At 57.9% G+C, this 15337-nt stretch carries 12 protein-coding genes; 11 read left to right on the top strand and 1 reads right to left on the bottom strand.

Annotated features, from left to right (window positions below; genetic code table 11):
• Positions 1-12 precede the first annotated feature (12 nt).
• Positions 13-324, top strand: coding sequence for a DUF485 domain-containing protein (locus ACOZJV_RS12135; RefSeq protein WP_020299232.1), 312 nt, complete (start codon positions 13-15; stop codon positions 322-324).
• Positions 321-1979, top strand: a complete 1659-nt coding sequence (locus ACOZJV_RS12130) for a cation acetate symporter (protein WP_078471027.1) — start codon at positions 321-323, stop codon at positions 1977-1979. Before ACOZJV_RS12135 ends, ACOZJV_RS12130 begins: the two co-directional genes overlap by 4 nt.
• A gap of 282 nt (positions 1980-2261) precedes the next feature.
• Here the strand turns inward: ACOZJV_RS12130 and gltA are convergent, their stop codons facing one another.
• Positions 2262-3551 (bottom strand): citrate synthase, encoded by a 1290-nt coding sequence (gene gltA / locus ACOZJV_RS12125; protein WP_003222994.1) that lies wholly within the window; start codon positions 3549-3551, stop codon positions 2262-2264.
• Between the two features lie 363 nt (positions 3552-3914).
• Between gltA and sdhC the strand changes: the two genes are divergently transcribed.
• From sdhC to sucD, 9 genes are all read left to right on the top strand, one after another.
• Entirely contained in the window at positions 3915-4289 is a 375-nt protein-coding gene (sdhC, locus tag ACOZJV_RS12120; protein WP_020299230.1) for a succinate dehydrogenase, cytochrome b556 subunit, read from the top strand.
• The gene (gene sdhD / locus ACOZJV_RS12115; RefSeq protein ID WP_020299229.1) at positions 4283-4651 is read left to right on the top strand and encodes a succinate dehydrogenase, hydrophobic membrane anchor protein; all 369 of its coding nucleotides are present in this window, start codon (positions 4283-4285) and stop codon (positions 4649-4651) included. Before sdhC ends, sdhD begins: the two co-directional genes overlap by 7 nt.
• Before the next feature lie 3 nt (positions 4652-4654).
• Positions 4655-6427, top strand: a complete 1773-nt coding sequence (gene sdhA, locus ACOZJV_RS12110; protein ID WP_078471028.1) for a succinate dehydrogenase flavoprotein subunit — start codon at positions 4655-4657, stop codon at positions 6425-6427.
• Positions 6428-6438: 11 nt separating this feature from the next.
• A complete protein-coding gene (locus ACOZJV_RS12105; protein WP_020299227.1) occupies positions 6439-7143 on the top strand; it encodes a succinate dehydrogenase iron-sulfur subunit in 705 nt (234 codons plus the stop codon).
• Positions 7144-7404: 261 nt separating this feature from the next.
• Entirely contained in the window at positions 7405-10236 is a 2832-nt protein-coding gene (locus tag ACOZJV_RS12100; RefSeq protein ID WP_078471029.1) for a 2-oxoglutarate dehydrogenase E1 component, read from the top strand.
• 44 nt (positions 10237-10280) lie between these two features.
• Entirely contained in the window at positions 10281-11504 is a 1224-nt protein-coding gene (odhB, locus tag ACOZJV_RS12095; RefSeq protein ID WP_201130072.1) for a 2-oxoglutarate dehydrogenase complex dihydrolipoyllysine-residue succinyltransferase, read from the top strand.
• Between the two features lie 103 nt (positions 11505-11607).
• The gene (gene lpdA / locus ACOZJV_RS12090) at positions 11608-13044 is read left to right on the top strand and encodes a dihydrolipoyl dehydrogenase (RefSeq protein WP_078471031.1); all 1437 of its coding nucleotides are present in this window, start codon (positions 11608-11610) and stop codon (positions 13042-13044) included.
• A 225-nt stretch (positions 13045-13269) separates the two neighbouring features.
• Positions 13270-14436, top strand: coding sequence for an ADP-forming succinate--CoA ligase subunit beta (gene sucC / locus ACOZJV_RS12085; protein ID WP_020299223.1), 1167 nt, complete (start codon positions 13270-13272; stop codon positions 14434-14436).
• The gene (gene sucD / locus ACOZJV_RS12080) at positions 14436-15317 is read left to right on the top strand and encodes a succinate--CoA ligase subunit alpha (protein ID WP_020299222.1); all 882 of its coding nucleotides are present in this window, start codon (positions 14436-14438) and stop codon (positions 15315-15317) included. Before sucC ends, sucD begins: the two co-directional genes overlap by 1 nt.
• The last annotated feature ends 20 nt before the right edge of the window (positions 15318-15337 follow it).

The following is a 15337-nucleotide window of genomic DNA, read 5'->3' as shown; positions in this document are numbered from 1 at the left end:
AGGATAAAAACAATGAACGACAGCATTTACCTCTCGATTCAAAACAGCCCGCGTTTCAAGGAGCTGGTCAGCAAGAGAGAGCGGTTCGCCTGGATTCTTTCGGCGATCATGCTTGGGCTTTACTCGGGCTTCATTCTATTGATCGCCTATGGACCTCAGATCCTTGGCGCCAAACTCAGTCCAACGTCATCCATCACCTGGGGCATTCCCATCGGTGTCGGGCTGATTCTTTCGGCCTTTGTGCTGACGGCTATCTACGTACGACGCGCCAATGGCGAATTCGACGACCTGAACAATGCGATTCTCAAGGAGGCTCAGCAATGATCCGGCGTCTATTGGCATTACTGGGCGTCGCGGCCTTTGCTCCAAGTGTCTGGGCGGCTGAAGCCCTGACTGGCGAAGTGCATAAACAACCACTCAACGTTTCCGCGATCATCATGTTTGTGGTGTTTGTCGGTGCAACCTTGTGCATCACCTACTGGGCCTCCAAGCGCAACAAGTCGGCGGCCGACTACTATGCGGCAGGCGGCAAGATCACCGGTTTCCAGAACGGCCTGGCCATCGCCGGCGACTACATGTCGGCGGCGTCCTTCCTGGGTATTTCCGCGCTGGTGTTCACCTCCGGTTATGACGGCCTGATCTACTCGATCGGCTTCCTGGTGGGCTGGCCGATCATTCTGTTCCTGATCGCCGAGCGCCTGCGCAACCTGGGCAAATACACCTTTGCCGACGTGGCGTCCTACCGCCTCGGGCAAACCCAGATCCGCTCCCTGTCGGCCTGTGGCTCGCTGGTGGTGGTGGCGTTCTACCTGATCGCGCAAATGGTAGGTGCCGGCAAGCTGATCCAGCTGCTGTTCGGCCTCGACTACCACGTGGCGGTGATCCTGGTGGGGATCCTGATGTGCCTGTACGTGCTGTTCGGCGGCATGCTGGCGACCACCTGGGTACAGATCATCAAGGCCGTGCTGCTGCTGTCCGGTGCCTCGTTCATGGCATTGATGGTGATGAAACACGTCAATTTCGACTTCAACGCGCTGTTTGCCGAGGCGATCAAGGTTCACCCCAAAGGTGAAGCGATCATGAGCCCGGGCGGCCTGGTGAAGGATCCGATCTCGGCCTTCTCCCTCGGTCTGGCATTGATGTTCGGTACCGCTGGCCTGCCACACATCCTGATGCGCTTCTTCACCGTGAGTGACGCGAAAGAAGCTCGCAAAAGCGTGCTGTATGCCACTGGTTTCATCGGTTACTTCTACATCCTGACCTTTATCATCGGCTTCGGCGCGATCCTGCTGGTCAGCACCAACCCGGCCTTCAAGGACGCTGCTGGCGCGCTGTTGGGCGGCAACAACATGGCGGCGGTGCACCTGGCCAATGCGGTAGGCGGCAGCGTGTTCCTGGGCTTCATCTCGGCGGTGGCCTTCGCCACCATTCTGGCGGTGGTTGCCGGCTTGACCCTGGCAGGCGCTTCGGCGGTTTCTCACGACCTGTATGCCAGCGTGATCAAGAAAGGCAAGGCCAACGAGAAGGATGAAATCCGCGTCTCGAAGATCACCACCATCGCGCTGGGCGTCCTGGCGATCGGCCTGGGCATCCTGTTCGAAAGCCAGAACATCGCGTTCATGGTCGGCCTGGCGTTCTCCATTGCCGCCAGCTGCAACTTCCCGGTTCTGCTGCTCTCGATGTACTGGAAGAAGCTCACCACCCGTGGCGCCATGATCGGCGGCTGGCTGGGACTGGTCAGTGCGGTTGGCCTGATGATCCTGGGTCCAACCATCTGGGTGCAGATCCTGCATCACGAGAAGGCGATCTTCCCGTACGAGTACCCGGCATTGTTCTCGATGATCATTGCCTTCGTCGGGATCTGGTTCTTCTCCATCACTGACAAGTCGGCTGCTGCGGAAAATGAGCGCGCGCTGTTCTTCCCGCAATTCGTCCGCTCGCAAACCGGCCTTGGCGCCAGTGGGGCGGTGTCGCACTAAGGTAGCAAGAGGTATCGGCTTCTATATATAAGCGGCGTTACCCGAAAAATGCCCCAGTCGAGAGACTGGGGTATTTTTTTGCCTGGGGGGAGGGCTGGGGTGAGGCGGAGATCGAGCGCAGCCTGAGGCGGTGGTTACAGAGGGTGGGGGCGCTGTCGGTATGCTGTAGCCGTTGCCACAGCCTGCGCGGGTTGTAAGGTTGTCGACCTTTATCCCGGACACAAAAACGGCCTCTAAAGAGGCCGTAATCGCTGCTGCTAAGACGTTATCGCAAGGCAGATCTTATTTGCGGTCTTCCAGCTTGGTGATATCACGCGACTCGTAACCGGTGTACAGCTGGCGCGGGCGGCCGATCTTGTACGGGCTGGAGAGCATTTCTTTCCAGTGGGAGATCCAGCCAACAGTCCGCGCCAGGGCGAAGATCACGGTGAACATGCTGGTTGGAATGCCGATCGCCTTGAGGATGATCCCCGAGTAGAAGTCGACGTTCGGGTACAGCGAGCGTTCGATGAAATACGGGTCGGTCAGGGCGATCTCTTCCAGGCGCATGGCCAGTTCGAGTTGCGGATCGTTGTTGATCCCCAGTTCCTTGAGCACTTCGTCGCAGGTCTGCTTCATCACGGTGGCGCGCGGGTCGCGGTTCTTGTAAACCCGGTGACCGAAGCCCATCAGCTTGAACGGATCGTTCTTGTCCTTGGCCTTGGCGATGAATTTGTCGATGTTCGAGACATCGCCGATTTCATCGAGCATGGTCAGCACGGCTTCGTTGGCGCCGCCGTGGGCAGGGCCCCAGAGCGCGGCGATACCGGCAGCGATACAGGCGAACGGGTTGGCACCCGAGGAGCCGGCCAGGCGCACGGTGGACGTCGAGGCATTCTGTTCGTGGTCGGCGTGGAGGATGAAGATCCGGTCCATCGCCTTGGCCAGTACCGGGCTGATCGGTTTGATCTCGCACGGGGTGTTGAACATCATGTGCAGGAAGTTTTCCGCGTACGTCAGATCGTTGCGCGGGTACATCATGGGCTGGCCCATGGAGTACTTGTAAACCATCGCTGCCAGGGTCGGCATCTTGGCGACCAGGCGGATCGCGGAGATTTCGCGATGCTGCGGGTTATTGATGTCCAGGGAGTCGTGGTAGAACGCCGAGAGGGCGCCGACTACGCCGCACATGACGGCCATCGGGTGAGCATCGCGACGGAAGCCGTTGAAGAAGGTCTTCAACTGCTCGTGGACCATGGTGTGGTTTTTCACGGTGCTGACGAACTGGGCCTTCTGTTCCGCTGTTGGCAGTTCGCCATTAAGCAGCAGGTAGCAGGTTTCCAGATAGTCCGACTTTTCAGCCAACTGCTCGATCGGATAGCCACGGTGCAACAGGATGCCGTTGTCGCCGTCGATGTAGGTGATTTTCGACTCGCAGGAAGCGGTCGACATGAAGCCAGGGTCAAAGGTGAAGCGGCCCGTGGCCGTCAGGCCCCGAACATCAATAACATCGGGACCAACGGTGCCGGTTAAAATGGGCAGCTCGACGGGGGCTGCGCCCTCGATGATCAACTGCGCTTTTTTGTCAGCCATGTGGCCTCCTATTTATGCTTGAAATCATCAGACAGACCCCCCACGCAGGGCCCGCACCACTATAGTGAGATAAATCTGAATGTCAATTTGCCTAAAGTCTTGCCCCAGAAGGCTTTAACCGTACTTTTTCCTCGAAATTCCCTGCCATTTACGCCTTTTATACTCGTAACGCAATGCGCTATTAGGGGAAGGCGTTTGCGTTGTCATTAGTAGCCTAACTGTCTATACTCGGCCACCGACCGCCATGGGCTTTTGGGCCTGTTTTGATGGGGGTCGCACTCCCTGGGTGGTGGTTACCTGACCAGTGCACTCCCCAACAACTTTGCCCTGATTGTTAGGGGCTCTTCAGTGTGAAAAAAAGCCGTGAATAGCCAACGACCTGTAAACCTAGACCTAAGGACCATCAAACTCCCCATTACTGGCGTTACGTCATTTCTCCACCGTGTTTCCGGCATCATCCTCTTCCTGGGCCTTGGCATCATGCTTTATGCATTGGGCAAATCCCTGGGTTCCGAGGAAGGTTTCGCCGAGGTGAAGGCATGCTTGACCAGCCCGCTGGCCAAATTCGTTGCGTGGGGCCTGCTGTCCGCCTTGCTGTATCACTTGGTGGCCGGTGTACGCCATCTGATCATGGACATGGGCATCGGTGAGACGCTGGAAGGCGGCAAGCTGGGCTCGAAAATCGTTATCGCCGTATCCGTGGTGATCATCGTTCTGGCGGGAGTTTGGATATGGTAACTAACGTCACGAACCTGTCGCGTTCGGGCCTCTATGACTGGATGGCGCAACGCGTTTCTGCAGTCGTTCTCGCGGCTTATTTCATTTTCCTGATTGGATACCTCGTTGCGAACCCGGGCATGGGCTACGCCCAGTGGCACGCGCTGTTCGCAAACAACGGGATGCGCATCTTCAGTCTGTTGGCTCTGGTTGCTCTGGGCGCTCACGCCTGGGTCGGCATGTGGACCATTTCGACCGACTACCTGACGCCGATGGCGCTGGGCAAGTCCGCGACTGCAGTACGTTTCCTTTTCCAGGCAGTATGCGGCGTTGCAATGTTCGCTTACTTCGTCTGGGGTGTGCAGATTCTCTGGGGTATCTGATTCATGTCTAACATTCCAACTATTTCCTTCGACGCCATCATCATTGGTGGCGGCGGCGCCGGTATGCGTGCCGCACTGCAGCTGGCCCAAGGCGGCCACAAGACTGCAGTGATCACCAAGGTGTTCCCGACCCGTTCGCACACTGTGTCTGCCCAGGGCGGCATCACGTGCGCCATTGCTTCGGCCGACCCGAACGATGACTGGCGCTGGCACATGTACGATACCGTCAAGGGTTCCGACTACATCGGTGACCAGGACGCTATCGAATACATGTGTCAGGAAGGCCCGGCTGCGGTCTTCGAACTGGACCACATGGGTCTGCCGTTCTCGCGTACCGAGCAAGGTCGTATCTACCAGCGTCCATTCGGCGGCCAGTCCAAGGATTACGGTAAAGGTGGCCAGGCTGCCCGTACCTGCGCCGCGTCCGACCGTACCGGTCACGCGCTGCTGCACACCCTTTATCAGGGCAACCTGAAAGCCGGCACCACGTTCCTGAACGAGTACTACGCGGTTGATCTGGTCAAGAACGCACAAGGCGAATTCGTCGGTGTGATCGCCATCTGCATCGAAACCGGTGAAACCACCTACATCCGCGCCAAGGCTACGGTTCTGGCGACCGGCGGTGCAGGTCGTATCTACGCATCGACCACCAATGCCCTGATCAACACCGGTGACGGCGTCGGCATGGCACTGCGTGCAGGCGTTCCGGTACAAGACATCGAAATGTGGCAGTTCCACCCGACCGGCATCGCCGGCGCCGGTGTACTGGTTACCGAAGGTTGCCGTGGTGAAGGTGGTTACCTGATCAACAAGCACGGCGAGCGTTTCATGGAGCGTTATGCTCCGAACGCCAAAGACCTTGCCGGCCGTGACGTTGTTGCCCGTTCGATGGTTAAAGAGATCATTGCCGGTAACGGCTGTGGCCCTAACGGCGACCACGTACTGCTGAAGCTCGATCACCTGGGTGAAGAAGTGCTGCACAGCCGCCTGCCAGGTATCTGCGAGCTTTCCAAGACCTTCGCTCACGTTGACCCGGTGGTTGCTCCGGTTCCGGTTGTTCCAACTTGCCACTATATGATGGGCGGCGTGCCGACCAACATTCATGGCCAGGCGATCACCCAGAATGCCGAAGGCCAGGACGAGATCATTCATGGTCTGTTCGCGGTAGGCGAAGTGGCTTGCGTATCCGTACACGGTGCCAACCGTCTGGGCGGCAACTCGCTGCTCGACCTGGTGGTGTTCGGCCGTGCGGCTGGCCTGCACCTGGAAAAAGCCCTGACCGACGGCATCGAGTACGATGACGCGACCGACGCCAACATCGAGGCCGCCCTGGCGCGCCTGAACGCTCTGAACGAGCGCACTGATGGCGAAGATGTGGCTACCCTGCGTCGCGAGCTGCAAAGCTGCATGCAGAACTACTTCGGTGTGTTCCGTACCGGCGAGTACATGCAGAAAGGTATCGCCCAGCTGGCCGACCTGCGCACACGTATCGCCAACGTCAAGATCAACGATAAGAGCCAGGCGTTCAACACCGCTCGTATCGAAGCCCTTGAGCTGCAAAACCTGTTGGAAGTGGCTGAAGCGACTGCGATCGCCGCCGAGGTTCGTAAAGAATCCCGTGGTGCTCACGCTCGTGAAGACTTTGAAGATCGCGACGACGAAAACTGGTTGTGCCACACCCTGTACTTCCCGGGTGACAAGCGCGTAACCAAGCGTGCCGTGAACTTCTCGCCGAAGACGGTTCCGACGTTTGAACCGAAGATTCGGACTTACTAAGGGTGGCTGCCATGTTGAAAGTCAGTGTTTATCGCTACAACCCTGATCAGGACGCTGCGCCGTTCATGCAGGAATTTTCGGTCGATACCGGTGGTAAAGACCTGATGGTGCTGGATGTGCTGGCCCTGATCAAAGAGCAGGACGAAGGTTTCTCCTATCGTCGCTCTTGCCGTGAAGGTGTCTGCGGTTCGGATGGCATGAACATCAACGGCAAAAACGGTCTGGCGTGCGTTACGCCGCTGTCCGCTGTCGTAAAAGGTAACAAGCTGGTCATTCGTCCGCTGCCAGGTTTGCCGGTTATCCGTGACCTGGTCGTCGATATGAGCATCTTCTACAAGCAATACGAGAAGGTTAAGCCATTCCTGCAGAACGATACGCCGGCTCCGGCCATCGAACGTCTGCAGTCCCCGGAAGAACGCGAAAAGCTCGACGGTCTGTACGAGTGCATCCTGTGCGCTTGCTGCTCGACTTCCTGCCCGTCCTTCTGGTGGAACCCGGACAAGTTCCTGGGTCCAGCTGCTCTGCTGCAAGCCTACCGCTTCCTGGCAGACAGCCGCGATACCAAGACTTCCGAGCGACTGGCTTCGCTGGATGACCCATTCAGCGTATTCCGCTGCCGTGGGATCATGAACTGCGTCAACGTTTGTCCGAAGGGCCTGAACCCGACTAAGGCCATCGGTCACATTCGTAACATGCTGCTGCAAAGCGGCGTTTGATTCAGCTGCTGTACCCGTAGACCGCTGTACCGTAGATGCTGCGGCGCAGGCTTCAACCGGCGCCGTAGTTTTAACCTGAGTAGCAGCTCACAAAGCTGCCGCTCTATATTTTGAAGAAATGAGACAAGCAGGGGCATCCGGGCTGGTACCCGGACTATCAGCGTGATCCTAAGTGGCTTGTTTTGGTCGCTGCACTCGGACTTCTGCAAGTTTGCTCGGTGTCTTCGCCGGTGGTGTTCCCCTAACCGAGGGTGACCAAGCATGCAAGAAAGCGTGATGCAGCGCATGTGGAACAGCGCCTACCTATCCGGTAGTAACGCTGCCTATGTGGAAGAGCTCTACGAGCTCTACCTGCACGACCCTAACGCTGTGCCAGAAGAGTGGCGCACTTACTTTCAGAAGTTGCCTACCGAAGGCAGCACTGCCATCGATGTTTCGCACTCGACAATCCGCGATCATTTCGTCTTGCTGGCAAAGAACCAGCGCCGCGCTCAACCGGTATCCGCCGGTAGCGTGAGCAGTGAGCACGAGAAGAAGCAAGTTGAAGTGCTGCGATTGATCCAGGCCTACCGTATGCGGGGCCACCAAGCAGCCCAGCTTGACCCGCTGGGGCTGTGGCAGCGTCCTGCACCTGCAGACCTGTCGATCAATCATTACGGCTTGACCAATGCCGATCTTGATACGACCTTCCGTGCCGGCGACCTGTTCATCGGCAAAGAGGAAGCGAGCCTACGCGAAATTCACGAAGCGTTGCAGCAGACATATTGCCGCACCATCGGCGCTGAATTTACCCATATCGTCGATACCGAGCAGCGCCACTGGTTCCAGCAGCGTCTGGAAAGCGTGCGTGGCCGCCCAACGTACTCCGCCGATATCAAGGGCCACCTGCTTGAGCGCGTAACTGCAGCTGAAGGCCTGGAAAAATACCTGGGTACCAAATACCCGGGTACCAAGCGTTTCGGCCTGGAAGGCGGCGAGAGCCTGATTCCGTTGCTCGACGAGCTGATCCAGCGTTCCGGTTCCTACGGCACCAAGGAAATCGTCATCGGCATGGCCCACCGTGGTCGCCTGAACGTGTTGGTCAACACCTTCGGCAAGAACCCGCGTGAGCTGTTCGACGAGTTCGAAGGCAAGAAGAAGGTCGAGCTGGGGTCCGGTGACGTCAAATACCACCAGGGCTTCTCGTCCAACGTCATGACTGCCGGCGGTGAAGTTCACCTGGCCATGGCTTTCAACCCGTCCCACCTGGAAATCGTTTCCCCGGTGGTCGAAGGTTCGGTACGTGCTCGTCAGGATCGTCGTAACGACGCCAATGGCGACAAGGTCCTGCCGATTTCCATCCACGGTGACGCTGCATTCGCAGGTCAGGGCGTGGTCATGGAAACCTTCCAGATGTCGCAGACTCGCGGCTTCAAGACTGGCGGTACGATCCACCTGGTGATCAACAACCAGGTTGGCTTCACCATCAGCAACCCGCTGGACTCGCGTTCCACCGAGTACGCTACCGACGTTGCGAAAATGATCCAGGCGCCGATCCTCCATGTGAATGGTGATGATCCGGAAGCCGTATTGTTCGTGACCCAGTTGGCCATCGATTACCGCATGCAGTACAAGCGCGATGTCGTGATCGACCTGGTCTGCTACCGTCGCCGCGGTCACAACGAAGCGGATGAGCCGAGCGGCACCCAGCCGCTGATGTACCAGCAAATCGCCAAGCAGCGCACAACCCGTGAGCTGTATGCCGAACGCCTGACTCAGGCCGGTGTGGTGGATGATGCTCGTGTTCAGGCGAAGATCGATGAATACCGCAACGCGCTGGACAACGGCCTGCATGTTGTAAAAAGCCTGGTCAAAGAGCCGAACAAGGAGCTGTTCGTCGACTGGCGTCCATACCTGGGCCACGCCTGGACTGCGCGTCACGACACCACGTTCGATCTCAAGACCCTGCAAGAGCTGTCTGCCAAGCTGCTGGAAATTCCGGAAGGCTTCGTGGTTCAGCGTCAGGTTGCGAAGATCTACGAAGACCGTCAGAAAATGCAAGCCGGCGGCCTGCCGATCAACTGGGGTTATGCCGAAACCATGGCGTACGCGACCCTGGCGTTCGAAGGTCACCCGATTCGCATGACCGGCCAGGACATCGGCCGCGGTACGTTCTCGCACCGCCATGCGGTCCTGCACAACCAGAAAGACGCGGGCACCTACATCCCGTTGCAGCATCTGTACGAAGGCCAGCCACGTTTCGACCTTTACGATTCGTTCCTGTCCGAAGAAGCTGTATTGGCGTTCGAGTATGGTTACTCGACCACCACGCCAAATGCCCTGGTTATCTGGGAAGCTCAGTTCGGCGATTTCGCCAACGGTGCCCAGGTGGTTATCGACCAGTTCATCACCAGTGGCGAGCACAAGTGGGGCCGTCTCTGCGGTCTGACCATGCTGCTGCCGCACGGTTATGAAGGGCAGGGGCCGGAGCACTCCTCGGCTCGTCTGGAGCGTTACCTGCAGCTGTGCGCCGAGCACAACATTCAGGTGTGCGTACCGACGACCCCGGCTCAGATCTACCACCTGCTGCGTCGCCAGGTCATTCGCCCACTGCGCAAGCCGTTGGTAGTCCTGACTCCGAAGTCGCTGTTGCGTCATAAATTGGCCATCTCGACCCTGGAAGATCTGGCGGAAGGTTCGTTCCAGACCGTTATTCCGGAAATCGATGCCCAGGACCCGAAAAAGGTCGGTCGCATCGTACTGGCGAGCGGCAAGGTCTATTACGACCTGCTGGAAAAACGCCGTGCCGAAGGTCGTGACGACATCGCTATCGTGCGTCTTGAGCAGCTGTACCCATTCCCTGAGGACGACTTGATTGAAGTCCTGGCTCCTTACTCCAACCTCAAACACATCGTTTGGTGTCAGGAAGAGCCGATGAACCAGGGTGCCTGGTACTGCAGCCAGCATCACATGCGTCGCATCATCAGCGGTCACAACAAGTCGCTCGTACTCGAGTACGCGGGCCGTGACGCTTCTGCTGCACCTGCTTGTGGTTATGCATCGATGCACGCTGAGCAGCAGGCAAAACTGCTGCAAGATGCCTTTACTGTTTAACGCCTTCGCGCTGACTGAAACCGAATTTTAAGGAACCACAGATAATGGCTATCGAGATCAAAGCCCCCACTTTCCCGGAATCGGTTGCCGATGGCACCGTTGCCACCTGGCACAAACAACCGGGCGATGCTGTCAAGCGTGACGACCTGATCGTCGATATCGAAACTGACAAAGTCGTACTGGAAGTGTTGGCCACTGCTGACGGCGTGCTGGGCGCTATCGTCAAGAACGAAGGCGACACCGTTCTGTCCGACGAAGTCCTGGGCTCCATCGTGGAAGGTGGCGCTGCCGCCGCCGCTCCGGCCGCTGCTGCTGCACCTGCTGCCGCACAGGCCGCTGCTCCAGCCGCTGCTGGCGAAGACGATCCTGTTGCTGCTCCAGCCGCGCGCAAGCTGGCTGAAGAAAACGGTATCAACATCACCTCCGTTGCCGGCACTGGCAAAGGCGGTCGTGTGACCAAGGAAGACGTGGTAGCTGCTGTTGCCGCCAAGAAAGCCGCTCCAGCTGCCGCGCCTGCCAAGGCTGCTGCTCCAGCTGCCGCTGCCCCGGTATTCGCTGCCGGTGATCGCGTCGAGAAGCGCGTACCGATGACCCGTCTGCGGGCCAAGGTTGCCGAGCGTCTGGTTGAAGCTCAATCGAACATGGCGATGCTGACCACTTTCAACGAAGTCGACATGACTGAAGTCATGGCCCTGCGTTCGAAGTACAAGGACCTGTTCGAGAAGTCCCACAACGGCGTACGCCTGGGCTTCATGTCGTTCTTCGTGAAAGCGGCTACCGAAGCGCTGAAGCGTTTCCCGGCAGTCAACGCCTCGATCGATGGCGCGGACATCGTTTACCACGGCTACGCCGACGTCGGTGTTGCCGTGTCCAGCGACCGTGGCCTGGTAGTGCCGGTTCTGCGTAACGCCGAACTGATGAGCCTGGCTGAAATCGAAGGCGGCATCGCCACCTTCGGCAAGAAAGCCCGCGACGGCAAGCTGTCGATGGAAGAGATGACTGGCGGTACCTTCACTATCACCAACGGTGGTACTTTCGGTTCCATGATGTCGACCCCGATCGTCAACCCGCCGCAAGCGGCCATCCTGGGCATGCACAACATTCTGCAGCGTCCTATGGCGATCAACGGTCAGGTCGTTATCCGTCCGATGATGTACCTGGCACTGTCCTACGATCACCGCCTGATCGATGGTAAAGAAGCTGTGACTTTCCTGGTTACCATCAAAAACCTGCTGGAAGACCCGGCTCGTCTGCTGCTGGATATCTAAAAAGCAGCGGCAAGCTGCAAGTGGCAAGCCTCAAGCTCAAGAGCTGCTGGGCTTCGAACTTGCAGCTTGCGGCTTGTAGCTTGTTGCTAAAAGGGAACCTTTTATGACACAGAAATTTGACGTTGTAGTTATTGGTGCGGGCCCTGGTGGCTACGTAGCCGCGATCAAGGCTGCACAACTGGGCCTCAGCACTGCCTGCATCGAGAAATACACCGACAAAGAAGGCAAGCTGGCCCTCGGCGGTACTTGCTTGAACGTAGGTTGCATTCCTTCCAAGGCGCTGCTGGACAGCTCCTGGAAATTCCACGAAGCCCAAGACGGTTTCGCGATCCACGGTATCAATCACGCTGGCGTGACCATGGACGTATCGGCGATGGTCGGCCGCAAGGCCAACATCGTCAAAGGCCTGACTTCCGGCGTTGCCACCCTGTTCAAAGCCAACGGCGTGACCTCTATCCAGGGTCACGGCAAGTTGCTGGCTGGCAAGAAAGTCGAAGTGACCAAGCCTGACGGTTCGGTTGAAGTGATCGAAGCTGAAAACGTGATCCTGGCTCCAGGTTCGCGTCCAATCGACATTCCACCGGCTCCAGTCGATCAGAACGTGATCGTCGACTCCACCGGCGCTCTGGAATTCCAAGCTGTACCAAAACGTCTGGGCGTGATCGGCGCTGGCGTCATCGGCCTGGAACTGGGTTCGGTATGGTCGCGCCTGGGCGCCCAGGTGACCGTTCTGGAAGCCCTGGATACCTTCCTGATGGCTGCAGACGCTGCCGTTTCCAAGGAAGCGCTGAAAACCCTGACCAAACAAGGTCTGGACATCAAGCTGGGTGCTCGCGTTACCGGTTCCAAGGTCAATGGCGAAGAAGTCGTAGTGACTTACACCGACGCCAATGGTGAGCAGACCATTACTTTCGACAAGCTGATCGTAGCCGTTGGTCGCCGTCCGGTGACCACCGATCTGCTGGCTGCTGATTGCGGCGTGACCCTCGACGAGCGCGGTTTCGTGCACGTTGATGATCACTGCGCCACTACCGTACCGGGCGTTTACGCCATCGGTGACGTGGTTCGCGGCATGATGCTGGCTCACAAGGCCTCGGAAGAGGGCATCATGGTTGTCGAGCGCATCAAGGGCCACAAGGCTCAGATGAACTATGACCTGATCCCTTCGGTTATTTATACTCACCCGGAAATCGCGTGGGTCGGTAAAACCGAGCAGGCCTTGAAAGCTGAAGGCGTTGAAGTTAACGTCGGCACCTTCCCGTTTGCAGCCAGTGGCCGTGCCATGGCCGCCAACGACACCGGCGGTTTCGTCAAAGTGATCGCCGATGCCAAGACTGATCGCGTATTGGGCGTCCATGTGATTGGCCCAAGCGCTGCGGAACTGGTTCAGCAAGGTGCAATCGGCATGGAATTCGGCACCAGTGCCGAAGACCTGGGCATGATGGTTTTCTCCCATCCGACCCTGTCCGAAGCCCTGCACGAAGCAGCATTGGCAGTGAATGGCGGCGCCATCCACATCGCCAACCGCAAAAAGCGTTAAGACAATAAGAAACCACGGCGGATTGCCCGTCGTGAGCCTTGCGAGCAAGACTCACCGCGGAACATCCGCTGGACTCGACCTCATGGGATCGCTTCAGCGCTGTACCAGAGCCACGGCTCCGGGTTCAGGGCTGGAGATGTCCGGTGAGTAGCGGTCACAGGTGGCGCGGCACTTATCAACAGTGCAGCGCCGAATGCGCAGTACCTAACGAAGACGGTAAAAAGCATGAATCTTCACGAGTATCAGGGTAAGCAGCTGTTCGCTGAGTACGGCCTGCCAGTATCCAAAGGTTACGCGGTAGACACCCCCGAAGCAGCAGCAGAAGCTTGCGACAAGATCGGCGGCACCGAGTGGGTTGTCAAAGCCCAGGTTCACGCAGGCGGTCGCGGTAAAGCGGGCGGCGTTAAGCTGGTTCGCAGCAAAGAAGACGCTAAAGCATTCGCTCAACAGTGGTTGGGCAAGCGTCTGGTGACTTACCAGACTGACGCCAATGGTCAGCCAGTCACCAAGATCCTGGTTGAATCGTGCACTGATATCGCTAAAGAGCTGTACCTGGGCGCTGTCGTTGACCGTTCGAGCCGTCGCATCGTGTTCATGGCTTCCACCGAAGGTGGCGTGGACATCGAGAAAATCGCTCACGATACCCCTGAGAAAATCCTCAAGGCCACTATCGATCCACTGGTTGGCGCTCAGCCATTCCAGGGTCGCGAGCTGGCATTCCAGTTGGGCCTGGAAGGCAAACAAGTCACTCAGTTCGCCAAGATTTTCGTAGGCCTGGCCAAGCTGTTCCAGGACCACGATCTGGCTCTGCTGGAAGTGAACCCGCTGGTGATCAAGGCTGACGGCGATCTGCATTGCCTCGATGCCAAGATCAACATCGACGCCAACGCTATGTACCGTCAGCCTAAGCTGAAGACTTTCCACGATCCGTCGCAAGACGATCCGCGCGAAGCGCACGCTGCCAAGTTCGAACTGAACTACGTAGCCCTGGAAGGCAACATCGGTTGCATGGTCAACGGTGCTGGCCTTGCCATGGGTACCATGGACATCGTCAACCTGCATGGCGGCAAACCAGCCAACTTCCTCGACGTAGGTGGTGGCGCTACCAAGGAACGCGTTACCGAAGCGTTCAAGATCATCCTGTCCGACACCAACGTCGCTGCAGTATTGGTCAACATCTTCGGCGGCATCGTTCGTTGCGACATGATTGCCGAAGGCATCATCGGTGCAGTGAAAGAAGTCGGCGTGAAAATCCCGGTTGTTGTTCGCCTTGAAGGTAACAACGCTGAACTGGGCGCTAAAGTACTGGCAGAAAGCGGCTTGAACATTATCGCTGCTACCAGCCTGACCGACGCTGCTCAACAAGTTGTCAAAGCTGCGGAGGGCAAATAATGAGCGTCCTGATCAATAAAGACACCAAAGTTATCTGCCAGGGTATTACCGGTTCGCAAGGTAGTTTCCACACCCAGCAAGCTCTGGAATACGGCACCAAGATGGTGGGTGGTGTAACGCCTGGTAAAGGCGGCACCGAGCACCTGGGTCTGCCAGTGTTCAACACCGTGAAAGACGCTGTAGCTGCCACTGGCGCCACCGCCAGCGTGATCTACGTTCCAGCTCCTTTCTGCAAGGACTCCATCCTGGAAGCAGCATTCGGCGGCATCAAGCTGATCGTTTGCATCACTGAAGGCATTCCTACCCTGGATATGCTGGATGCCAAGGTCAAGTGCGACGAGCTGGGCGTAGTCCTGATCGGTCCTAACTGCCCAGGCGTGATCACTCCAGGCGAATGCAAGATCGGCATCATGCCAGGTCACATTCACTTGCCAGGCAAGGTCGGTATCGTTTCCCGTTCCGGCACCCTGACCTACGAAGCTGTGAAGCAGACCACTGACGCCGGTTTCGGTCAGTCGACTTGCGTCGGCATCGGCGGTGACCCGATCCCAGGCTCGAACTTCATCGACATCCTGAAGCTGTTCCAGGAAGACCCGAAGACCGAAGCGATCGTCATGATCGGCGAGATCGGCGGTTCGGCTGAAGAAGAAGCCGCTGCCTACATCAAGGCCAACGTGACCAAGCCAGTTGTTTCCTACATCGCTGGTGTGACTGCCCCTGCGGGCAAGCGCATGGGCCATGCTGGCGCAATCATCTCCGGCGGCAAGGGCACTGCAGACGAGAAGTTTGCTGCCCTGGAAGACGCAGGCGTGAAAACCGTGCGTTCGCTGGCAGACATCGGCAAGGCTCTGTCCGAGCTGACCGGTTGGGCTATCAAGTAAGCCTCGCGCTTAGCTGAAAC

It is taken from the genome of Pseudomonas sp. QD4, assembly GCF_049199125.1.
Classification (GTDB): domain Bacteria; phylum Pseudomonadota; class Gammaproteobacteria; order Pseudomonadales; family Pseudomonadaceae; genus Aquipseudomonas.
This window is presented reverse-complemented; position numbering and strand designations above follow the sequence as displayed.

Excerpts from the sequence above, each read along its gene's own strand:
- sdhA (WP_078471028.1), top strand. The coding sequence starts at position 4,655 with ATGTCTAACATTCCAACTATTTCCTTCGACGCCATCATCATTGGTGGC.
- gltA (WP_003222994.1), bottom strand. The coding sequence starts at position 3,551 with ATGGCTGACAAAAAAGCGCAGTTGATCATCGAGGGCGCAGCCCCCGTC.
- ACOZJV_RS12105 (WP_020299227.1), top strand. The coding sequence starts at position 6,439 with ATGTTGAAAGTCAGTGTTTATCGCTACAACCCTGATCAGGACGCTGCG.
- lpdA (WP_078471031.1), top strand. The coding sequence starts at position 11,608 with ATGACACAGAAATTTGACGTTGTAGTTATTGGTGCGGGCCCTGGTGGC.
- ACOZJV_RS12100 (WP_078471029.1), top strand. The coding sequence starts at position 7,405 with ATGCAAGAAAGCGTGATGCAGCGCATGTGGAACAGCGCCTACCTATCC.
- ACOZJV_RS12135 (WP_020299232.1), top strand. The coding sequence starts at position 13 with ATGAACGACAGCATTTACCTCTCGATTCAAAACAGCCCGCGTTTCAAG.
- ACOZJV_RS12130 (WP_078471027.1), top strand. The coding sequence starts at position 321 with ATGATCCGGCGTCTATTGGCATTACTGGGCGTCGCGGCCTTTGCTCCA.
- sucD (WP_020299222.1), top strand. The coding sequence starts at position 14,436 with ATGAGCGTCCTGATCAATAAAGACACCAAAGTTATCTGCCAGGGTATT.
- sdhD (WP_020299229.1), top strand. The coding sequence starts at position 4,283 with ATGGTAACTAACGTCACGAACCTGTCGCGTTCGGGCCTCTATGACTGG.
- odhB (WP_201130072.1), top strand. The coding sequence starts at position 10,281 with ATGGCTATCGAGATCAAAGCCCCCACTTTCCCGGAATCGGTTGCCGAT.
- sucC (WP_020299223.1), top strand. The coding sequence starts at position 13,270 with ATGAATCTTCACGAGTATCAGGGTAAGCAGCTGTTCGCTGAGTACGGC.